Source organism: Actinoplanes octamycinicus (genome assembly GCF_014205225.1).
Taxonomy (GTDB): Bacteria; Actinomycetota; Actinomycetes; order Mycobacteriales; family Micromonosporaceae; genus Actinoplanes; species Actinoplanes octamycinicus.
The window spans coordinates 10,115,261-10,136,130 of the sequence record NZ_JACHNB010000001.1 but is presented as its reverse complement, the minus strand read 5'-3'; the positions used below and the strand labels follow the sequence as shown (position 1 = coordinate 10,136,130).

Annotated in this window: 15 protein-coding genes; 12 read left to right on the top strand and 3 right to left on the bottom strand. The window is 74.5% G+C overall.

The window, feature by feature from the left end:
* Positions 1–32: 32 nt before the first annotated feature.
* The 3 genes from BJY16_RS45950 to BJY16_RS45940 all read left to right on the top strand — a co-directional run bounded on the left by BJY16_RS45950 (position 33) and on the right by BJY16_RS45940 (position 6,877).
* Positions 33–3,029: an ABC transporter permease gene (locus tag BJY16_RS45950; RefSeq protein ID WP_185046116.1), complete on the top strand. Its 2,997-nt coding sequence runs from the start codon at positions 33–35 to the stop codon at positions 3,027–3,029.
* Positions 3,023–5,953 carry an FtsX-like permease family protein gene (locus BJY16_RS48900; RefSeq protein WP_185046115.1) on the top strand — a complete coding sequence of 977 codons (2,931 nt, stop codon included), beginning with the start codon at positions 3,023–3,025 and terminating at the stop codon, positions 5,951–5,953. The genes BJY16_RS45950 and BJY16_RS48900 overlap by 7 nt, the downstream gene beginning before the upstream one ends.
* A 123-nt stretch (positions 5,954–6,076) precedes the next feature.
* Complete coding sequence (locus tag BJY16_RS45940; RefSeq protein WP_239176892.1) at positions 6,077–6,877, top strand: DUF4142 domain-containing protein; 801 nt, start codon at positions 6,077–6,079, stop codon at positions 6,875–6,877.
* On the opposite strand, the gene BJY16_RS45935 is transcribed toward BJY16_RS45940, so the two are convergent.
* A complete protein-coding gene (locus tag BJY16_RS45935) occupies positions 6,874–7,716 on the bottom strand; it encodes an ABC transporter ATP-binding protein (protein ID WP_185046114.1) in 843 nt (280 codons plus the stop codon). The two genes, BJY16_RS45940 and BJY16_RS45935, sit on opposite strands and share 4 nt — an antisense overlap.
* A gap of 66 nt (positions 7,717–7,782) precedes the next feature.
* On the opposite strand from BJY16_RS45935, the gene BJY16_RS45930 reads away from it, so the two are divergent.
* The 4 genes from BJY16_RS45930 to BJY16_RS45915 all read left to right on the top strand — a co-directional run bounded on the left by BJY16_RS45930 (position 7,783) and on the right by BJY16_RS45915 (position 13,765).
* A complete protein-coding gene (locus tag BJY16_RS45930) occupies positions 7,783–8,721 on the top strand; it encodes a ribose-phosphate diphosphokinase (protein WP_185046113.1) in 939 nt (312 codons plus the stop codon).
* A gap of 58 nt (positions 8,722–8,779) precedes the next feature.
* Positions 8,780–10,795 carry a hybrid sensor histidine kinase/response regulator gene (locus BJY16_RS45925; RefSeq protein WP_239176890.1) on the top strand — a complete coding sequence of 672 codons (2,016 nt, stop codon included), beginning with the start codon at positions 8,780–8,782 and terminating at the stop codon, positions 10,793–10,795.
* A 691-nt stretch (positions 10,796–11,486) separates the two neighbouring features.
* The gene (locus BJY16_RS45920; protein WP_311775358.1) at positions 11,487–13,055 is read left to right on the top strand and encodes a serine/threonine-protein kinase; all 1,569 of its coding nucleotides are present in this window, start codon (positions 11,487–11,489) and stop codon (positions 13,053–13,055) included.
* A 47-nt stretch (positions 13,056–13,102) separates the two neighbouring features.
* The gene (locus tag BJY16_RS45915; protein WP_185046110.1) at positions 13,103–13,765 is read left to right on the top strand and encodes a hypothetical protein; all 663 of its coding nucleotides are present in this window, start codon (positions 13,103–13,105) and stop codon (positions 13,763–13,765) included.
* Positions 13,766–13,779: 14 nt separating this feature from the next.
* Here the strand turns inward: BJY16_RS45915 and BJY16_RS45910 are convergent, their stop codons facing one another.
* Together BJY16_RS45910 and BJY16_RS45905 are read right to left on the bottom strand one after the other, a co-directional pair.
* Positions 13,780–14,064, bottom strand: coding sequence for a PLDc N-terminal domain-containing protein (locus BJY16_RS45910; RefSeq protein WP_185046109.1), 285 nt, complete (start codon positions 14,062–14,064; stop codon positions 13,780–13,782).
* 97 nt (positions 14,065–14,161) lie between these two features.
* Positions 14,162–14,944, bottom strand: coding sequence for an SGNH/GDSL hydrolase family protein (locus BJY16_RS45905; protein ID WP_185046108.1), 783 nt, complete (start codon positions 14,942–14,944; stop codon positions 14,162–14,164).
* Positions 14,945–15,185: 241 nt separating this feature from the next.
* Here BJY16_RS45905 and BJY16_RS45900 point away from each other — a divergent pair, with 241 nt between their 5' ends.
* The 5 genes from BJY16_RS45900 to BJY16_RS45880 all read left to right on the top strand — a co-directional run bounded on the left by BJY16_RS45900 (position 15,186) and on the right by BJY16_RS45880 (position 20,844).
* Positions 15,186–15,548, top strand: a complete 363-nt coding sequence (locus BJY16_RS45900) for a hypothetical protein (protein WP_185046107.1) — start codon at positions 15,186–15,188, stop codon at positions 15,546–15,548.
* 105 nt (positions 15,549–15,653) lie between these two features.
* Positions 15,654–16,409 carry an ABC transporter ATP-binding protein gene (locus tag BJY16_RS45895; RefSeq protein WP_185046106.1) on the top strand — a complete coding sequence of 252 codons (756 nt, stop codon included), beginning with the start codon at positions 15,654–15,656 and terminating at the stop codon, positions 16,407–16,409.
* Positions 16,406–18,943, top strand: a complete 2,538-nt coding sequence (locus BJY16_RS45890; RefSeq protein ID WP_185046105.1) for an ABC transporter permease — start codon at positions 16,406–16,408, stop codon at positions 18,941–18,943. The genes BJY16_RS45895 and BJY16_RS45890 overlap by 4 nt, the downstream gene beginning before the upstream one ends.
* Positions 18,944–18,953: 10 nt before the next feature.
* A complete protein-coding gene (locus BJY16_RS45885; RefSeq protein ID WP_185046104.1) occupies positions 18,954–20,177 on the top strand; it encodes a sensor histidine kinase in 1,224 nt (407 codons plus the stop codon).
* Positions 20,178–20,199: 22 nt separating this feature from the next.
* Positions 20,200–20,844: a response regulator transcription factor gene (locus tag BJY16_RS45880; protein ID WP_185046103.1), complete on the top strand. Its 645-nt coding sequence runs from the start codon at positions 20,200–20,202 to the stop codon at positions 20,842–20,844.
* The last annotated feature ends 26 nt before the right edge of the window (positions 20,845–20,870 follow it).

The window sequence follows — 20,870 nt, the reverse complement described above, 5'->3', positions numbered from 1 at the left end:
CGTAACCTGCCCGGAGAAACGGGGAGGATCGATTGTTCGCGCTCGTGCTCGGCGCGGTGCGGACCCGGACCGCACAGGTGCTGACGATTCTGGTGCTGGCCACCGTCGCGGCCGCCGTCGCGGTGGCCGGGCCGTGGTTCGCCTACGCGTCGGCGGACCGGTCCGCCGCCGCCGACCTGGCCGCGGCCGGTGCCGCCGAGCGGGTGCTCACCGCCCAGCAGAAGCTGGCCACCGGAGGCGAGCCGGCCGCCGCGCTGCAGACGTTCGCCGGCCGGGTGACCGACGGCCTGCGGCTGCCGGTCGGTGCGCCGGTCACCGGGCTCTCCGCCTCGGTGAACCTGGTGCGGGGCGCGTCCACGACGCCGATCCGGCTGGCCTTCCGCGACGGGTTCTGCGACCAGGTCCGGCTCGACGGCCGGTGCCCGTCGGCGCCGGGCGAGGCCGCGATCAGCGAGGAGGCGGCGCGCCGGCTCGGGGTCGGCCGGGGCGGGACCCTGCGGGTGCAGACCTCGATGGCCTCCGGCACGGTCGCGGTCCGGGTGGTGGCGCTCTACACCCGGCAGGACCCGGACGGGACCTATTGGGCGAGCGAGTCGTTCCGGGCCGGCAACGGCGTCGATCCGGTCTTCGTCCCGGTCGCCGCGTTCCGGGCCCGGACGCTGTGGGTCGCGACCGGGGTCTACGACGTGGTGCTGCCGGACAGCCTGATCCGCGACGACCGGCGGCTCGCCGCCGAGCTGGCCGCCGCCGACGGCCGGCTCGGCATCGACGAGGTGCAGCTCAGCAGCAACACCCGGCGGTTGCTCAGCACCATCGACCGGGACCGGTCCACCGTGCTGCGCGGCGTGCTCACCGCCGGCGTCCAGCTGATCGTGCTGACCTGGTTCGCGATCGGGTTGGCCGGGCGGTACACGTCGCGGGCCCGGCGCGCCGACGCCGCGCTGCTCAAACTGCGCGGGGTGAGCCGCTTCGGGGTGCTCCGGCTGGCCTGGGGCCAGCACCTGGTGCCGCTCGGCTTCGGCGTGCTGCTCGGCGCCCCGATCGGCCTGCTGCTGGCCCGCGTCCTGATCGACGGTGTCCCGCGGCCGGCCGACCGGCCGACCGCGCTCGTCTGGTCGGCGGTCGCGGCGGGCGCGGTGCTCCTCGGCGGGCTGGCCGTCCTCGCCCTGATCGAGGCGGCGGTGCTGGGCCGGCCGGTGGCGGCGCTGCTGCGCCCGGCCACCGGCGCCGGCAACCCGTGGTGGTCGGCGCTGACCGACGCACTGCTGCTCGCGGTCGCCGGGGCCGCGCTCTTCCAGGCCGGTTCCGGCAGCGCGGCGGTGGGTGTGGACGCGGCCGCGCCGGCCCTGGTCGCGCTGGCCGTCGGGCTGCTCGCGGCCCGCCTGCTGGGCCGGGTGGCCGCCCGCACCGGCCGGGTGGCGCTGCGCGGTGGCCGGCTGCGGCTCGGCCTGAGCGCCCTGCAGCTGTCCCGCTCGGCCGGCGCGGAGCGGCTGTTCGCCCTGGTCGTGGTCGGGGTGGCGCTGTTCCTCACGGCGGCCGGGAGCCAGTGGGCCGAGGGCGCCGCCCGCACCGAGCGCAGCACCACCGACCTGGGCGCGGCCCGGGTCCTCACGGTGCCCGGCACCAACCGCACCGCGCTCGTCGAAGCGGTTCGGCGCGCCGACCCGGGTGGCCGGCAGGCGATGGCCGCCGTGCTCAGCCGGGACAACGGCGTGCGGGTCCTCGAGGTGGACACCACCCGGCTCGCCGCGGTCGCCGCCTGGCGCCCGGACTACGGATCGATCACCACGCTGCCGCTGGCCACCGTCGCGGCCACCCAGTCCGAGCTGCCGCCGGTCACCGGCGACCGGCTCACCCTGCGGGTCCGGCGGGACGGCCCGCAGCCGGTCACGCTCACGCTCAGCCTGCAGCACCAGGGCACCGGGGCGCCGGTCACGGTCTCCTTCGGGGTGCTCGGCGCCGGGGAGCGCACCGTGCGGGCGCCGGTCTCCGGGTGCGCCGCGGCGCCCGGCTGCCGGCTGGTCAACTGGTCGCTGACCTCGGCGCCGGACCGGTCCGGGCGGACCGGGCCGCCGCCCTCCGGCGCCGCGGTGACGGTGCGCGAGCTGCGCCAGGACAGCGCCGAGCCGGTGCTGCTGGACGCGACGACGCTCGGCGACATCGCCCGCTGGCGGCCCGGCACGGTCGGTTCGGCGCTCGACGTGGCCGCTGCCGACGGCGCGCTGCGCCTGATCACCGACGAGAACTCGGCCGGCCAGACGCACGTCGGGGCCGAGCTGTGGGTGGCCGGGACCCGCGGGCCGGTGCCGGTGGTGCTGGCCGGCCCCACCCCGGAGACCTGGCGGTATTCCGACGCGCTGCTGGAGTCGTACGGGGAGCCCGCCCCGGTCCAGGTGACCGCGACCGTCCCGGCGCTCCCGGTGGTCGGGCGGTCCGGGGTGCTGGTCGACCTGGACGCCACCCGGCGGCTGGCCGCGGCGGCCGACCCGGGCGGGCAGTTCCAGGTGTGGCTGGCCCCCGACGCCCGGCCCGAGGTCGTCGCGGCACTCACCGCGGCCGGCCTGACGATCGGCACCGACACCACGGCCGGCCAGCTCGCCGAGCGGCTGCGCGGCCAGGGCCCGGCCGCGGTGGTCCGGTTCGCGCTGCTCGCCGGGGTGGCGGCGATGCTGCTGGCCGCGGCCACCCTGGCGGTCGGCATCGCCGCCGAGCGCCGCTCGCTCGCCGACCAGCTGATCGCGCTGCGCCGGCAGGGCCTGCCCGCCAAGGTCGCGGTCGGGGCCGGCTATTCCGGGCCGGCCGCGCTGATCCTGGCCGGCGTCCTGACCGGGGCGCTGGCCGCGATCCTCAGCGTGGCGTCCACCGGCACCCCGGTGCCGGACTTCACCGACGGCTGGCGGGTGCTGCCCGCGCCGTCGCCGCTGACACCCGGCGTGCTGGCCCTGGCCGCGCTCGCCGCCCTGATCCTGTTCGGCCTGGTGGGCTGGCTCGCGCTGCGCCCCCTGATCCGGGGGTTGCACCGATGCTGACGCTGGTCCTGGCGATGGTCTGGCACCGGCGTGGCCAGTCGATCACCCTCGCCCTGCTGTCGCTGCTGGCGGTGGCCTCGGCGGTGGCCGCCCCGGCCTACCTGATCGCGGCCGACCGGGCGGTGGCGGCCGGGCAGGTGGCCACCGCCGCCACCGGCGAGCTGACCCTGACCGTCCGCGGCGTGCAGGACTCGGCGGTCGGCGGCGAGTCGAACGACTTCGCCGACCTCGGTGGCACCCTGATCGCGCTGCCCGGCTTCCAGTATTTCTACTCCGCCGAGACGCCGACCGTCGGCCTGGAGAAGACCGACCGGTACCCGACCCGGCTGGTCTTCCGGCAGGACGTCTGCGCGCACGTCACCATCGTGGCCGGCCGCTGCCTGTTCGGCGAGAGCGACGTGCTGCTCGGCCAGCGCACCGCGGAGCGGCTCGGCCTGGCCCCGGGCGACGACATCACGCTGGCCGGCGCCGTCCCGGACGGCTCCGCCGGTGTTCCGCGGTTCGTCGCGGCCGGCCGGCCGAAAGCGCTGGTCGTCGCCGGGACCTATCTGCCCACCCAGCCCGCCGAGACGTACTGGGGACGGCACGGCTACTTCGTCGGCGGCGCCGATGTCGGCTCCGGGGAGCCGGTCTTCACCACCTCGATGACCCTGCCCGCCACCGACCGGGCGCGCACCGAGATGGCGATCGACGGCGTCGCCGCCCCGGGTGTGCTCGACGTGGACCGGATCGACGGGCTGCGCGCCGAGCTGCGGCGCCTCGACGAGTCCGCCGCCGAGCTGGACGACACGCTGCAGATCGACACCGACATCCCGAAACTGCTGGACCGGATCGACGAGGGCCGGGCCGCGTCCCGGCTGCTGGTCCCGGTGCTCGCCGTGCCGCTGGTGCTGCTCGCCTGCTTCAGCATCTACCTGACCGTCGGCTACGGCGCCGACGGCCGGCAGAGCGAGCTGGCCGTGGTCGCGTTGCGCGGCGCCCGGTGGTGGTCGCGCTGGTGGCTGGCCGCCGGGGAGAGCCTGGTCGCGGTGCTGGCCGGCGCCCTGGTGGGGTGCCTCGCCGGGCAGCTGCTGATCAACGTGGTGACCGCCGTCCGGTTCCCCGGCGTGGGCCAGGCCGCCGACTGGTCCTCGCTGCGCTACGCGCCGATCGCCGCCCTGATCGCGCTGCTCGCCGCGGTCGCCGCGCAGCGCCGCCAGCTCACCCGCCCGGTGGCCGGGCTGCTCCGCCGGATCCCCGGGCCGGGCACCGGCCGGGTCCCGTTCGGCGAGGCGGTGCTGCTGGTCCTGACCGTGCTGGCCGGCGTCCAGCTGGTCCTGTCGGACGGCTCGCTGGCCGGCATCGGACTGTTCGCGCCGGCCCTGCTCCTGCTCACCCTGGCGCTGCTGCTGTCCCGGGCGCTGCTGCCGGTGCTCGGCCGGTTCGCCGCCGGGGCGCTGCGCCGCGGCCGCCTCGGGCCGGCCCTGGCCGGCCTGCAGCTGACCCGGCGTCCCGGCGCGTCCCGGCTGTTCGCGTTGCTGGTGGCGGCCGCCGCGGTGGCCGGCTACGCGGCCTGCGCGGTGGACACCGGGGAGCGGGGGCGGGACACCCAGGCCCGGCTCGGCGCGGGCGCCGAACGGGTGCTCACCGTGCAGCCGGTCTCCGGGCGGCAGCTGCTCGCCGCGGTGCGCGCCACCGACCCGGACGGGCGCTGGGCGATGGCGGTCACCCAGCTCTCCAGCGGCACCGACCATCCGGTGTCCGGGCTCGCGGTGGACAGCCGGGCGCTGGCCGCGGTGGCGACCTGGCCGCGGGACGCGCCGCCGGCCGGCACGGTCGCCGGGCGGCTCCGGCCGGTCGCCGTGGAGCCGACCGTGATCAAGGGCCCGGAGCTGGCCCTCGACATCACCAGCAGCAGCAACCGTCTCCAGCTCAGCGTCAACGTGTCCTCGCTGGACGGCGAGTCGGTGGTCGACTTCGGCAAGCTGCGGGCCGGCCGGGCGACGTACCGGTTGCGGCCGGTGGCCTGCCGGACCGGCTGCCGGATCAACGGGCTGCAGATCGGCGGCAGCGGCGCGACCCAGGTCAAGGCCCGGCTGGCGATCCACTCGCTGGGGGACAGGTGGCTGCTCGCCAAGGGCGGGGCGCTGGCCACCGGGCCGGACGGCATCACGCTCCAGGTGGAGGTCTCACCCTCCTACGGCGAGGTGGCCCGGTTGCGGCCGGCCGGGGTGCCGGACCCACTGCCCATCGCGTACGCCGGAGTGGTCCCCGACGCGATCAAGGGGCTGGCCGACGACAATCTGCGGGTCGACCCGGTCGCCGCGCTGCCGGCCGTGCCGCAGCTGGGCCGCCAGGCCTACCTGGTGGACCTGGACTATGTCGGGCTGCTCGCCTCCGGCACCAAGCGCGCCCAGGCCACCCAGGTGTGGCTGAACCGGGCCGCCCCGCCGGACGCGGTCGAGCGGCTCACCGCGCAGGGCCTGACCGTGGTCGACGACACCGGGACGGCGGCGGTGCGGGAGCGGCTGGAGCAGCAGGGCCCGGCCCTGTCCCTGGAGTTCTATCTGCTGGCCGCCGGGCTGGCCACGCTGCTCGGGGTGGGCGCCCTGGTGCTGACCGTGGCGGTGGACCGCGGCCGGCGGACCGAGGACCTGGTGGCGATGCGGATCCAGGGTTTGCGCCGGGGGCCGGCCGGGCAGGCCACCTTCTGGACCTATCCGGTGCTGGTCACCGCGGCGGTCGTGACCGGCATGCTGGTCGGGCTGGCCGGCTGGCGGCTCACCGGGTGGGCGCTGCCGCTGGCCGGGGTGAACCCGCCGGATCTGCCGTTGCCTGGCCAGCCGCGCTGGGGTGTGCTGTTCTGGTGGACCGTGGCCGTCCTGGTGCCCTATCTTCTCGCCGCTGTCGCCGGTGGCCGCGACCTCCGGCGGCGGGTCGGCTGACGCTTACCGTGCCGGAGAAATTTCCGCCAGGGCCGAAAGACTCTGGATTCGATTGATCCAAGGGGTCCTCCGGATCCGTTCTCGTGCATAAGACGCTGTGCGAGGGCTGTGAAGGAGGTTCGTGTGGCCGCCACCGAACGGAGAGGGATCGGGCTCGTCTTCGCGGTTCTGGGGCTGGTGCTGCTGGCGCCCCAGGCGGCGCTGGCGGGTGAGCCGGGCGTACCGGACCCACCGAACCAGCTGATCACCGACACCGGCGAGGGCACCGTCTCGGCCGCCGACAAGGACTTCGTGATCAAGGTGCGGCTGGCCGGGCTCTGGGAGATCCCGGCCGGTCAGATGGCCCAGGAGAAGTCCAAGGACCCGCGGATCCAGCAGATCGGCAAGGACATCGCCGCTCAGCACGTGGTGCTGGACAAGATGGACCGGGCGGTCGCGAAGAAGCTCGGCATCAAACTGCCCAACGTGCCGAACGCGGACCAGCAGGGCTGGCTCGGCGAGATGCGCGGCGCGGAGGGCACCGACTTCGACCAGATCTACATCGACCGGCTGCGCGCCGCGCACGGCAAGATCTTCCCGGCCATCGCGACGATCCGGGCCAGCACCCGCAACGACAGCGTCCGGAAGCTGGCGCAGCGGGCCAACCAGTTCGTGATGACCCACATGACCCTGCTGGAGAGCAGCACCATCGTCGATTTCGCCGCGCTGCCGACCGCCCCGCCACCGGCCGCCGCCACCACCGCCGCGGCCGCCCCGGCGCTCGCCGCGGCCGACACGAACCGGGCGATCAGCCCGGCCCCGAGCAGCGGCGGCCTCAGCTCACCGGTGGTCATCGTGGTCGTGCTGGCCAGCTTCGGCGCCGCCGTCCTGATCACCCGCAAGATGTGGCCGGGCGGCCAGCGGCGACGCCGTCGCTATTACTAGGCCGCCGTCTCCGAGCCGCCCGGCACCAGGGTGACCTCGCCGTCCACGTGCTGGACGGTGAAGAGCGTGCCGGGCGGATAGGAGCCGAGCACCTCCGGCGGCAGCTGCACCGTGCCGTCCCCGGCGACCACCGCGAAGTCCTGCCCGTCGCGCCCCTCGGCGCCGACCCGGCCGTCCCGGATGGTCACCGCGCGGCCCAGCCGGGCGCCGACCTCGTTGTCGTGGGTGACCACCACGATCGTGGTCTCCCGCTCCTGGTTCACCGTTTCGAGTGCGTCCAGCACCTCGTCCCGGCCGGCCGTGTCCAGCCGGCTGGTCGGCTCATCGACCAGCAGCAGTCCGGGCCCGGTGGCGATGCCGACCGCCAGGGCGGCGCGCTGCCGGCCGCCCGGGGTGAGGTCGGCCAGCTTGCGGCGGCCCTGCCCGGGCAGCCCGACCAGGTCCAGGATCCGGTCGGGGTCGTCGAGCTTGATGCCCCGCGTGTGCGCGGCGCGCCGCTGGGCCAGCCAGATGTTGCGGTGCAGCGTGGCGTACGGCAGCAGGTTGCGCGCCGCCCCCTGCAGCACCACGCCGATCTCGGTGCCCCGCAGCCGGGAGATCTCCGCGTCGGAGAGCTTGCCCATGTCGTAGGTGCCCACGTTGATCCGCCCGGCGGACGGGCGCATCAGGCCCGCGAGCAGCGCGATCAGGGTTGATTTGCCGGACCCCGAGGGCCCGACCAGGGCGAGAGTCTCGCCGGGTGCGATGGAGAGGTCAACTCCGGCCAGGGCCACCACGTCCCCCGCCTCGGCGCGGTAGATGTGCACCACCCGCCGGCACGCGACCGCCAGTCCGTTCATGGGAGCACGCTAACGGTGTGGAACCGTCCCTGACGACCCCGTAATCCGGCCGCTTAGCATGTGGCCGTGCGCGACATCGCCGTCTTCACCGGATCTGCCCATCCCGAACTCGCCGCGGAGATCTGCGAGCATCTCGCGGTCCCGCTGATGCCCACCAAGATCTCCCGGTTCGCCAACGACTGCATCGAGGTGCAGCTGCAGGGGAACTGCCGGGAGCGGGACGTGTTCCTGATCCAGCCGCTCGTCCCCCCGACCCAGGAGCACCTCGCCGAGTTGCTCTTCATGCTCGACGCCGCCCGCGGCGCGTCGGCCGGCCGGATCACCGTGGTCCTGCCGCACTACGCCTACGCCCGGTCCGACAAGAAGGACGCCCCGCGGATCTCGATCGGCGGCCGCCTGGTCGCCGACCTGCTGACCACCGCCGGCGCCGACCGGGTGCTGGCGATGACCCTGCACTCGCCGCAGGTGCACGGCTTCTTCAGCATCCCGGTCGACCACCTGCACGCGCTGCGCGAGCTGGCCCACCACTTCCGCGGTTACGACCTGAGCAACACCGTGGTGGTCTCCCCGGACCTGGGCAACGCCAAGGAGGCGGCGGCCTTCGCCCGGCTGCTCGGCATCGAGGTCGCGGCCGGCGCCAAGCAGCGGTTCGCCGACGACAAGGTGGTGATCAACTCGATCATCGGCGAGGTCGCCGACCGGGACGTGATCGTGCTGGACGACGAGATCGCCAAGGGCAGCACGGTGTTCGAGCTGCTCGCCCGGCTGCGCGAGCGGAACGTCCGGAGCGTCCGGGTGGCCTGCACGCACGGCCTGTTCACCAACGAGGCGGTGCAGCGGCTGGCCGCCGAGAAGGAGATCGAGGAGATCGTCTGCACCAACACGGTGCCGATCCCGGCCGCCAAGCGGCACGAGAAGCTGACCGTGATCTCGGTGGCGTCGGCGCTGGCCGAGGCGATGCGCCGGATCCACAACGGTGAGTCGGTGAGCGCTCTCTTCCACTAAGTTTGCCGAACACCCCGCACGCCCGTCACTTAACACGAAAAATGTGCACATGGGTGTCATGGCTTACCCCCTCCGGTACGCGCTCGCCGACCTTGCCCTCGCGCTCAGCCGAGCCGCAACGGATGCGGCGGAAGTGCGATCCACCGCCGCCCGTGCCGCCGCCGACATGATCGGCGACGGCGCGGGCGTGCAACTGCTGCGCGACGACGGCGAGTACGAGTCGATCGCCTACCACCACCTGGAGGACGACCGCTCCGGCCCGCTGGCCCGGGTGCTGGACCGAGCCGGCCAGGCCCCGGACGACGAGTACTCGACCACGCTGGCCGCCAGCCGCCGCCCGATCGTGCTGGCCGGCGACGCGGCCGCGGCCCTGGCCACGCCGGAGCACCAGATCACGGCCGCGGTGCTCAGCCCGGTGATCGTGGACAACACGTACGCCGGCTATCTGATCCTGACCCGGCACACCCCGGACGCGTTCTACTCGACCCCGGAGGTCGAGCTGGCCCGGGACATCGCCGGCGAACTGTCCCTGGCGGTGGCCGGCGCCCGCGCCCAGGAGCGGCTGCGGGCCTCCGAGGAGCGCTACCGCCGGGTGCTGGAGACCATCCCGGAGGGCGTGCTGCAGCTCGACCCGGACGGCGTGGCGACCTATGCCAACGAGCCGATCGGCGTGGTCCTCGGCATGCCGCGCAGCGAGCTGATCGGGGTGTCGCTCCGCGGCTTCCTCGACAACGTGGGCCAGAAGGAGCTGCAGCGCCGGATCGACGAGTGCCGCAAGGGCCACTCCACGGTCGGCGCCACCCGGCTGATGCGGGCCGACGGCTCCCGGCGCAGCGTGCGGATCAGCATGATGCCGGTCCGCGACGACAACGGCGAGTTCGGCGGCGTGCTCTGCATGATCACCGACACCACCGACCACATCGACGCCCGTGGCCTCAAGCGGCAGCTCGACCACCTGCGCCGGCTGGACAGCCTGGGCCAGCTGATCGGCGGCCTGTCGCACGACTTCAACAACCTGATGACGGTGGTGGCCGGCTCGGCCGACATGATCCTCACCCAGACCGAGGAGGATTCGTCGACGCACCAGCTGGCCAAGGACATCCTGGACGCGGTGGCGACCGGCCGGACGCTCACCCACCAGCTGCTCGCGTTCGGCCGCAGCGAGGGCAACCGGCCCGAGGTGATCCCGATCCCGGACCTGCTCACCGACGTGCAGTCGCTGTTCAGCCGGACCCTGGGCGAGCGGATCGGCCTGGACCTGACCTTCGGGCCGGACGTCTGGCCGGTCAAGGCCGAGCGCGGCCCGCTGGAGCAGGCCCTGGTCAACCTGGCCGCGAACGCCCGGGACGCGATGCTGCACGGCGGCATGGTCCGGGTCGCCGCCACCAACGAGGTGGTCGAGCCGGGCCAGCTGGCCGAGGGCGCGCCGACCGGCAAACTGGTGCACCTGGTGGTCACCGACACCGGCACCGGCATGGAAGAGGAGATCCGCAAGCGGGCCCTGGAGCCGTTCTTCACCACTCGGCCCACCGCGGCCGGCCTGGGCCTGGCCACCACCGCGGGCATCGTGCAGAACCTGGGCGGGCACATCGAGCTGGAGTCGCAGCCCCGGCTGGGGACCACGGTGCACATCTACCTGCCGGCTGCCGAGGAACGCCCGCAGCCGTCCGGGGAACGCAAGGAGAAGAACGCGGTGATCGGCCGGGTGCTGATCGTCGAGGACCAGCCGGACGTGGCCCAGCTGGTGCAGCGCCTGATCGCGCCGGCCGGCTACGAGATCGCGGTGGCCACCGACGCGCTGATGGCGGTCACCCAGGTGGCCTCCGGCGCCCGCCCGGACCTGCTGATCACCGACGTGGTGATGCCCACGATGACCGGCCCGGAACTGGCCGGCGCGCTCCGCACCCACCAGCCGGACCTGCCGGTGCTCTACATGTCCGGTTACACCGCCGCGTCGCTCGGCCCGCAGCTGCACCTCGACGAGAACAGCATGCTCCTGGAGAAGCCCTTCACCCGGAGCACGCTGCTGGGCGCGATCCGCTCGCTGTGCGGCCCCCAGCCCACCCACGATTAGATCCATTTTTCGGTACGACTCGCGGTCCTGTGGCGGCCGGCCCGCAAGGCCCGGCCCCCACCGGACCGCGACGCGTCTCATGCGGGCCCGCCGCCCCGCACGGTCAAACCACGCGATGCCGCCTCTGCCGCGCCCCACCTCTCAGCTGGGTGTCAGGGGTGTCTCGCGGGACGCGAGACACCCCTGACACCCAGCCGGGACCGCGACACGCGCTTCGGTCCGGGCAAGCTAGCGCGCCTCGCGGCAGTTCGGCTGGGCCTCAGGGGTGTCTCGAAGGGCGTGAGACACCCCTGAGGCCCAGCCGGGCCCGCATGAGACGCGCTGCGGTCCGGACGGGGCCGGGCCTCGCGGGCCGGCTGCCACGGGACGCCGAGTCGTACCGGAAAATGACGGTCGGAAGCCGAAGCGGACCGTGAGTGGTGGCCGGAAGTAGCGGTCGGGAGCTGAAGCGGGCCGGAAGCTGCGGCGGACCGGCTTGCACGGGGGAACGAGTGCTGGCGGATTCCGTGACGGGGAGTGCGGGAGTCCTCCCGGACCGTGCGAATCTGCGGCGGGGGGCTTGCCAGGCCATCCGGACAAAACGCAGTATTCCGGGGCACTGCCGTCAGGTGGAAGGAACCCCGGACTGATGCAGGATCCCACGGACAGCGTGGAACTTGCCGGACGCTCGGTCGGAAATTCGTACCGTCTGGTGAAACCGATCGGGCAGGGCGCGACCGGCACCGTCTGGCAGGGTGTGGACAGCGCCACCGACGAGCCGGTCGCGGTCAAGCTGCTGCACGAGAGCCTGCTGCGCCAGCCCCGGCTGGTCACCCGGTTCGTGCAGGAACGCACCATCCTGCTGATGCTGCGGCACCGCAACGTGGTCCGGGTCCGCGACCTGTTCAGCGTTGGCGAGACGCTCGGCCTGGTGATGGACCTGGTGGCCGGCGGCAGCCTGCGCGACCACCTGGAACGCGAACGGACCCTGCCCCCGGCCGAGGCCACCCGGCTCGCCGCGCAGGTCGCCGACGCCCTCGCCGAGGCGCACGAGCTGGGCATCATCCACCGGGACCTGAAACCGGACAACATCCTGGTGCTGGAGCGGGACGGCCGGCTGGAGACCCGGCTGACCGATTTCGGCATCGCCCGGATCCTCAACGTGCCGAGCATGACCACGCCGAACGCGGTGGTCGGCACCCCGCACTACATGGCCCCGGAAGCCTTCCACGGCGTCACGCCGAGCCCGGCCACCGACGTGTACGCCCTCGGCGTGCTGCTCTACGAGCTGGTCTCCGGGCAGCCGCCCTACCTGAGCGACTCGGTGCCGGAGCTGATGCGCCTGCACGCCGAGGGCCGCCCGCACCGCCGCCGGGGCATCCCGGAGGAGCTGTGGAAACTGATCCGCGCCTGCCTGCACGCCAAGCCCCGGCAGCGGCCGGCCGCCCCGGCGCTGGTCCGCGACCTGCGCCTGCTGACCCGGAAACTGGACGGTGTGCCGGCGCTGCCGCCGCCCCCGCCGCCCCAGCTGCCGCCGGCCGACCCGGACGACATGGCGGTCGACCCGCCCGAGCTGCGTGACGGGATCCGGTTCCCGCGGCCCGGACGGCACGCCGTGCCGTCCGCCCGCAAGCCGCGCAACGCCGCGCCGGTGCACCGTTTCCTGCGGTCCAGCGCGGTGGTCGCGGTGCTGGCCGGGGTGCTGCTCGCCACCGGCATCGCCACCTCGCTGTGGAGCCGGGACGGCGGCGAGCCGCGCCTCCAGCCGCACGTCGCGGCGATGTCCAGCGCTCCCCGGCCGGCGGCGGTCAGCAGACCGCGGCCCCGGAAGAAGGCCACGTCGCCATCGGCCACGGTCCGCGCGAAACGGACCGGCCGGCCGCACCGGACCCGGTCGCCGCAGCCGGAGGGGCAGGCGTACGGGCCGTGGCAGTGCGCCCAGGGCTTCGTCATCGACCTGTCCACCCGCAGCCCGCTGGTGCCGCGCCCGTGCCACTCGGTCGGCCGGGACGTGCGGTTCCAGGCCTCGCTGACCGCGCCGGCCGGCGGGCGGGCCGACATCGAGGTGACGCTGCGGGACGCGGACACCGGGCGGACCGTGGCCGGCCCGGCCACCTGTGCCGGCCTCACCTTCAGCCGGGGCGCGATGACCAAGGCGTGCGGCCCGGCCGACGCGGCGCCGCGGCGGGGGCGCAGCTACACGGTGGTGATGGCCTACCGCTACGAGCGCGACGGCACCAGTTCCAGCAACACCGCCCGGGGTCGTGTCTTCACCTGGTGACGTAGCCCACTAAGATCCATCGATACCACGGGAGGGGGCTACCCGTCATGAGTTTCGACCTGTACGTCTGGCACGAGCCGGAGTCGATCACGCCGGCGATCGCGGAGAACAAGCTGCGGCGCTGGCACGAGGAGGAACCCGGGGTTCTGCGGCCGCACCCCGCGGTCCTGGCCATGCACGCCGACCTGCTGGAGCTCTTCCCGGCCGGCTCCGGCGCGTGGAGCACCGCCCCGGCCCCGTCCGACCTGGTGCTGCACCTGACCGTCGACTGGTCCCGGGCCGGTGAGGTGGGCGCGGCGGTGGTCGCGCTGGCCCGGCAGCACGGCCTGGTCTGCTACGAGCCGCAGTCGCACCTGCTCAACCCGAACGCGCCCGGCCACGCCGCCGGTTTCACGCTGACCTCGGCGACCGGCCCGGAGATCCCGGACCCGTCACCGGGCCGGATCGGGAGCGTGGTCGGCGGCCTGGGCCCGGACAACCACTTCGCCATCCTGGAGCGGGCGGACGGCTGGTTCGTCCAGGTCGGTTACGGCCCGGCGGCCGGGGCCGCGCCCGGCGAGTACGCCCTGGAGTACCGGGAGGGCGGCCCGGAGCGCCACTTCCGCACCGAGACACCGGACCGGGCCGAGGCGGAGCGGTTGCTGACCGAGTTCCTCAACGGCGACGAGAGGTGGCGGCGCCGGCACGTGTGGCGCCCGTTGTTCAGCTGACCGCTCGCTGGTCGTCAGCGGTTCCGGAGCACCTCGGCCAGCATCCGGATGAATTCCGGGTCGTCCTCCGGCCCGAGCGGCGCGGTGCGCAGCGGCACCGCGGCCACCGGCGCGTTGGTCACCCGGCCGGCCCGGAACCAGGCGATGGCCCCGGCCACCGGGCAGCAGAGCACCAGCAGCAGCCAGGCGCCGCGCGGGAAGTGCCGCACCCGGGACGGCTCGGTGGCCAGGCAGTCGATCGCCGCCACCACCACGAGCGCGACGGTGACCAGGAAGAGCAGCGTGTTCACTCGAGCCATGGCAGCGATCCTGCCCACCGCGGGCTGCGGTTCCGGTCGCCGCCGGGTGCGCGGACGTTGCCGCGACGAGCCCGCAGGCCCGTCGCGGCGTGTCCGGTCAGGCGGCGCTGGTCAGGGCGGGCAGGTAGCCGTACGTGTAGCCGCTGCTGTTCGGGTGGTAGGAGTTCTGCGGCGGGATGATGGTCAAGCCGTTCAGGTACGGCCTCGAGGCGCAGACGCCGTGCCCCGCGAAGTTGTCCCGCACGTCGGCGTAGGTGAAGCCGGCCGCCGCCGCGCGTGACTTGATCATGTCGTCGAGGGCCTGGGCGCCGCTGTTCAGCGCCTTCCGCTTGGTGGCGCTCATCTCGCAGAACGCCGACGCGGTGTCGAAGATGTTCGGGTACGACAGCACCACCACCTTCGCCCCCGGCGCCTTCGCCCGGATCGCGTTGTAGGCGGCGTCGAGCTTGCCCGGCAGCGTGTTCGCGACGTAGCTCTTGCCCGCGTTCACCTTCGTGATGCAGGTGGCGTCGCTGCTGGTCAGGCAGGTCAGCACGGTCGGCGCGAAGCCCGCGTCGTTGCCGCCGATGGTGATGCTGATCAGGTCGGCCCCGCTGGCCATGGCCGGCACCTGCTTGCTCACGACGTCGTCGGTGACCGCGCCGCTGCACGCCAGGAACTGGAAGCTGGTCGGGCTGTTCCGCGCGGCCCACTGCGCCGCGTAGCTGTAGTTGCTGCGCAGGCAGCTGCCGCTTTGCCCGGGCGCGCCGACCCCGGACGAGTAGGAGTCGCCGAGGGCGACGTAGTCGACGCCGGCCGCCTGGGCGGGGGAGGCGATGGCGACGGTGAGCGCGAGGACGGACGAGGAGACGAGACAGGCGAGGACGGTAGCCCTACTCATCGATGGCCTCCGATATCCACGAGGGGATGATGGGGCCGAAGCGCTTCGGTTACCGCACAGTAAGTCAAGGTCGTGAGAAATGGAATCCAGTGACTTTCCTGTTACAGGGTAGTAACATGCATCGATGTGACCTGGAGTTATGGCTCCGGGTGATGTTACATGAGCAGATCGTCACGGGCGCTCAACGGCTGCCGAGCCGCCCTTCAGCGTGTCTTAAGAAAACCGGGCTACGGTCGCCGTCATGGAAGAGAACCGGGCCCGCCGGGTCGTCGAGCGACTCCGCGAGCGCAACGTCTTCGCCCATCTGAAACTCCCGCACGCCGGCCTGACGCAATATGGCATTCGCGTCGTGCTCCCCGACGGCCGCGAGGCGATCTGGGACAACGACGGCACCGCCGGCCTGGAGGCCCAGGTCATGCGGGACGGCGTCCTGGTCGGCTTCGTCCCGTCGATCCCCGGCTCGGAGCGCTTCACCGACGACGAGATCATCACCGCGATCGCGGCCGCCGACTACGACCGCCCGATCGGCCGCTCCACGCCGACCCCGGGCCGCCGCCCGACCCCGCCGCCCCCTTCGCTCGCCCGGCGGCTCTTCAAGGGATGAAGACCCTTTTCCGGTACGGGGTGAGCCCGGTGGTAGGGCCTGCCCTACCACCGGTCCAGGGTCCACCGTGTTCTCCGCGAGCCGGGCCTCGACCAGGCTCGAAGCATGCCGAACACCCCAGCCGTCGAGCTGATCGACGTCACCAGGAGCTACCCGGGCGTGCGCGCCCTCGCCGGCGTCTCGGCCGTCTTCCCGGCCGGGACCTTCACCGCCGTGATGGGCCCCTCCGGCTCCGGCAAGTCCACCCTGCTGCACTGCGCGGCCGGGCTGGACCGGCCGGACACCGGGCGGGTGCTGCTCGCCGGGCGGGACATCGCCGGCCTGCGCGAGCCCAAGCTCACCGAGGCCCGCCGCCGGGTCGCCGGCTTCGTCTTCCAGTCCTACAACCTGCTCGACTCGCTCTCGGTCTGGCACAACGTGCTGCTCCCGCAGCGCCTCGCCGGGGTCCGCCCGGACCGGGCCTGGGCCCGCGAGGTGCTGACCCGGGTCGGCCTGGCCGGCCGGGAGCACGCCCGCCCGGCCCAGCTCTCCGGCGGGCAGCGGCAGCGGGTCGCGCTGGCCCGGGCGCTCGCCGCCCGGCCCGAGGTGATCTTCGCGGACGAGCCGACCGGGGCCCTGGACCTGGCCGCCGGCCGGGAGGTGCTCGGCCTCCTCCGGGAGGCGGTCGACGACCTGGGCGCCACCGTCGTCATGGTCACCCACGACCCGGCCGCGGCCGGTCACGCCGACCGGGTGGTCTTCCTCGCCGACGGCCGGATCGTCACCGAGATGACCCGGCCGGCCGCCGAGGCGGTCGCCGCCCGGATGACCGCGGTCAGCGCCCACGCCGGCTCGGCCGCCGCGGGGGTGGACGCGCGATGATCCGGCTCGCTCTGCGGTCCCTGCGCCGGCACCGCGGCGCCTACCTGGGCACCTTCCTCGCCGCGCTGCTCGCCGTCGCCCTGCTGGCCGGGGGCGGGTTGCTGCTCTTCTCGGTGCTGACCGCGAAACCGCCGGCGGACCGCTTCGCCGCCGTCCCGCTGGTCGTCTCCGGCGCCCGCGAGGTCAGCCTGGAGACGGTCACCACGAAATCCAAGAAGGAGGGCAAGGCCAAGGTCAAGCGCAAGGTGAAGACCGAACGCCTGACCGGCGCGCCGCCGCTGCCCGCCGACCTGGCCGGGCGGGTCCGGGCGGTGCCCGGGGTGGCCGCGGTGATCGCCGACTACGCCTTCCCGGCCCGGGTCGACCGGCTGCCCGGCGCGCCGATCGGGCACGGCTGGTCGTCCGCCGCCCTGACCCCCTACGAGCTGCGGTCCGGCGCCGCGCCCGCGGCCGGTGAGCTGGTGCTCGACGCCGACCTGGCGGCCCGCGGTGGGGTCCGGCCGGGCGACGAGTTGCGGGTCACCACCCGGGCCGGGGTGCGCACCCTCCGGGTGAGCGGGATCGCCGCCCCGCCCGGCCGGGACGCGCTGCCCGCCCAGGGCGCCATCTTCCTGGCCGATACGGAGGTCGCCGCGGTCGCCGGCCTGTCCGGCCCGGCCGCGCTCGGCGTCCGCCCGGCCCCCGGCGTGCCGCCGGCCGTCCTGCGCGACCGCCTGACCGAGGCGATCGGCGTGGGCTCGCCCGGGCAGGCCGGGACCGCCAAGTCCACCGAGACCGCCGACGCCGATCGGGCCGGGACCGCTGCCGCCGGGACCACCGGCGGCGCCGACGGCATCGCGGTGCTGAGCGGGGACGAGCGGGTCCGGGCGGATCTTCCCGGGGCGTTGCCGGACTACATCGGGCCGATCTCGATCTTCGGGTTCGTCATCGGGATCACCGCGTTCGCCGCGATCTTCGTGCTGACCGGCACGGTCACCCTGTCCGTGCGGCAGCGGCTGCGGGAGCTGGCCCTGCTGCGCACCGCCGGGGCGACTCCCGGTCAGCTGCGCCGGCTGCTGGGCCGCGAGGCGGTGGCCCTCGCCGTGCTCGCGGGGCTGCCCGCCGCGCCGCTCGGCGTGCTCTTCGCCCACGTGGTCGCGGCCCGCTTCAAGGCTCTCGGCGCCGTTCCGGAGCAGTTCGCCGTACGGGGAAATGTGGTGATCTTGGTCCTGGCGATCGTCGCCGGCGTGATCGTCACCTACCTCGCGGCGCGGCTCGCCGGGCGGCGTGCCGTGCGGATCGCGCCGACCCAGGCGCTCACCGAGACCGCGACCGCGCCCACCGGCGGCCGGACGGTCCGGATCGTCGTCGCGCTGCTCGCCGCCGCCGGCGCGGCCGCTCTGCTGATCTTCGTGCCGCTGGCCGGCCCGCTCGGGATGGGGATGAGCTTCGTGTCGTCGGCGCTGCTGCTCTGCGCCGTCGCGGCCCTCGGCCCGATCCTGGTCCGGCCGCTGACCGCGCTGGTCAGCCGCCCGTTCGGGCTGGCCGGGCGGATCGGCCGGGCCGAGCACCGGCGGATCGCCGCGGTCGCCGTCCCGCTCGTGCTGATGTTCGCGCTGAACGCGACCATGCTGCTCAACGCCACCCTGCTGGAGAAACTCGCGGCCGGTCAGCAGCGGGAGCGGTTCGCCGCGGCGACCACGCGGGTGGCCACCCCGGGCGGGATGCCGCTCGCCGAGGCCGAGCGGATCGCCGGGCAGCCCGGCGTGACCGGCGCGGCGGCGCTGCTGCCCACCCGGGTGATCGTCGCGCAGGGCGGCAAGCCGGAGGACTACCCGGCGCAGGGCCTGTTCACCACCGGCGCCGACGCCCCGCTCGACCTGGGCGTCACGGCGGGCGCGCCGGCCGACGGGCTGTCCGCGAGTGAATACCTGACCGGTCAGTACGGCTGGCGGCTCGGCGACCGGGTGGAACTCTGGCTCGCCGACGGCCACCGCACCACGCTGCCGCTCACCATGATCTACAGCCGGGACCGCGGGTTCGGCGACCTGGTCCTGCCGGCCGCCCTGGTCGCCGCGCACGACCCGAAGGGCCTGGTCAGCACGGTCAGCCTGCGCTCCGGCGAGCCGCTCGCCGGCGGTGCCGGGCAGCCGGCGACGCTCTCCGGCGCGGCCACCCAGCAGGGCGCCTGGGAGCTGCTGGTGGTGATCTCGCTGGGCTTCACCGCGATCGCCGTGGTCAACACGTTCGCGATCGCCACCGCCGGGCGGCGCCGGGAGTTCGCCGACCTGCGGCTGGCCGGCGCCACCGCCGGGCAGGTGCACCGCCTGGCCGGCGCCGAGGCGCTGCTCACCGTGCTGGTCGGGCTGCTGCTCGGCGCCGCGGTCAGCGGGATCGTGGTGGGCGCGTTCAGCCTCGCCCAGGACGGGGTGCCGCGGGTGATCGTCGACCCGGGAACCTACGCGGCGATGGCCGGCGGGGTGGCCGCGCTGGGCCTGCTCGCCGGGGCACTTCCCGCCCGTCTGGTGCTGCGGCGCCGGTCACCGGCCATCTAGGATGCGATCGATGGTCAAGCGAACCGCCCGGGCACTGGGGTACCTGGTGACCGGGCCGGTCGCGGGCATCGCCGGTCTCCTGTGGAGCGTCGTCGCCGGCGTCCTGGTCACCCTGCTCGCGGTCACCCAGCTCGGCGGCCCGGCGTTCCTCAGCGCGGCCTGGCTCACCCGGCACCTCGCGGCGGCCGAGCGATGGCGGGCCGGGTGGGTGCTCGGCGCGCCGATCCCCGCCCCCTACCTGCCAGTGGCGGGCGGCTCGCTGCGGGACCGGGTCGGCGCGGTCGCCGGCCAGCCGGCCACGTGGCGTGACCTGGCCTGGCTGATCGTCCTGCTGCCGCTCGGGGTGGCCACCGGCGTCGCCGGCCTGGTCGTCGCGGTCGTCGACCTGGCCTCGATCGCCGCGCCGGCCTGGTCCTGGGCGGTGCCCAACCCGCACGCGCCGTTCCCGATGAAACCGCTGCTCACCACGGTCCCGGGTCGCTTCGTGCTGGCCGCGGCCGGGCTGGCCCTGCTGCCGGTCGCGGCCTGGCTGGTGCGCAGCATCGCCGCCGCCCTGGCCCGGCTGGCCGTGGCCTTGCTCGGCCCCGGCGAACACCGCCGCCTGGTCGAGCGCGCCGACCGTCTGGCCGAGACCCGGCGGCGGGTGGTCGACGCGCAGGCCGCCGAGCTGCGCCGGATCGAACGTGACCTGCACGACGGCGCCCAGGCCCGGATCGTCGCCGCCGGCATGACCCTGGCCCTGGCCGCCCGGAAGATGCGCACCGCCACCGTGGACGCCCGGCCGGACGTGGAGCTGGCGCGGCGGCAGCTCGACGACGCGCTCGCCGAGTTGCGCCGGTTGGTGCGCGGCATCCACCCGCCGATCCTCACCGACCGTGGGCTGCACGCCGCGCTGGCCGCGCTGGCCGGGGACAGCCCGTTCCCGGTGAGCCTGCACGGCGACCCGGACGCCCGCTATCCGGCCGCGGTCGAGTCGGCCGCCTACTTCGTGGTCGCCGAGGGCCTGACCAACGCGGCCAAGCACGCCGCCGCCACCACCGGCACCATCACCGTCTCCCGCGCCGCCGGCCTGGTCCGGATCACCGTCACCGACGACGGCCGCGGCGGCGCCGACCCGGACGGCGCCGGCCTGCTCGGCCTCCGCCGCCGCGTCGAAGCCCTCGACGGCACCCTCACCGTCACCAGCCCACCCGGCGGCCCGACCACGTTGTGCGCGGAGCTGCCATGCACCTGACCATTCGGGGAGCGGAGTTGCCGTGCGCATCGTGATCGCCGAGGACCTGCTGTTGCTGCGCGAGGGCATGGTCCGGCTGCTGACCGAGACCGGTCACGACGTGGTCGCCGCCGTCGGGACCGCGGCCGAGCTGCTGGACGCCGTCGACGAGCACCACCCGGACCTGTCGGTGATCGACGTCCGCCTGCCGCCCGGCTTCCGGGACGAGGGTCTGCGCGCGGCCCTGCGGATCCGCTCCGCCGACCCGGACGCGAAGGTGCTGATCGTCTCGCAGTACGTCGAACGCGCCTACGCCGCGGACCTGCTGGCCGACGGCCGCGGCGGCGTGGGCTACCTGCTCAAGGACCGGGTGACCGCCCTCGACGACTTCCTCGACGCGGTCGACCGGGTCGCCGCCGGCGGCACCGCGATGGATCCGGAGGTGGTGCGCCAGCTCTTCGCCCGCAGCCGGGACCACGGCCTCGACGGCCTGACCGCCCGCGAGCGCGAAGTCCTCGGCCTGATGGCCCAGGGACTGTCCAACTCCGCCATCTGCGACGCGCTGGTGCTGGCCCCGGTCTCCGTCGAGAAGCACATCACCAACATCTTCGCCAAGCTCGACCTGCCACCGGCGGCGGACGCCCACCGCCGGGTCCGCGCCGTCCTGACCTACCTGAACGCGGCTTGAGTCTATTTCGTCCACCTTCGAGGGAT

Bases quoted from the DNA above. Each gene is read 5' to 3' on its own strand.
- BJY16_RS48900 (WP_185046115.1), top strand. From the start codon at position 3,023: ATGCTGACGCTGGTCCTGGCGATGGTCTGGCACCGGCGTGGCCAGTCG.
- BJY16_RS45935 (WP_185046114.1), bottom strand. From the start codon at position 7,716: ATGAACGGACTGGCGGTCGCGTGCCGGCGGGTGGTGCACATCTACCGC.
- BJY16_RS45925 (WP_239176890.1), top strand. From the start codon at position 8,780: ATGGCTTACCCCCTCCGGTACGCGCTCGCCGACCTTGCCCTCGCGCTC.
- BJY16_RS45915 (WP_185046110.1), top strand. From the start codon at position 13,103: ATGAGTTTCGACCTGTACGTCTGGCACGAGCCGGAGTCGATCACGCCG.
- BJY16_RS45910 (WP_185046109.1), bottom strand. From the start codon at position 14,064: ATGGCTCGAGTGAACACGCTGCTCTTCCTGGTCACCGTCGCGCTCGTG.
- BJY16_RS45905 (WP_185046108.1), bottom strand. From the start codon at position 14,944: ATGAGTAGGGCTACCGTCCTCGCCTGTCTCGTCTCCTCGTCCGTCCTC.
- BJY16_RS45900 (WP_185046107.1), top strand. From the start codon at position 15,186: ATGGAAGAGAACCGGGCCCGCCGGGTCGTCGAGCGACTCCGCGAGCGC.
- BJY16_RS45895 (WP_185046106.1), top strand. From the start codon at position 15,654: ATGCCGAACACCCCAGCCGTCGAGCTGATCGACGTCACCAGGAGCTAC.
- BJY16_RS45890 (WP_185046105.1), top strand. From the start codon at position 16,406: ATGATCCGGCTCGCTCTGCGGTCCCTGCGCCGGCACCGCGGCGCCTAC.
- BJY16_RS45885 (WP_185046104.1), top strand. From the start codon at position 18,954: ATGGTCAAGCGAACCGCCCGGGCACTGGGGTACCTGGTGACCGGGCCG.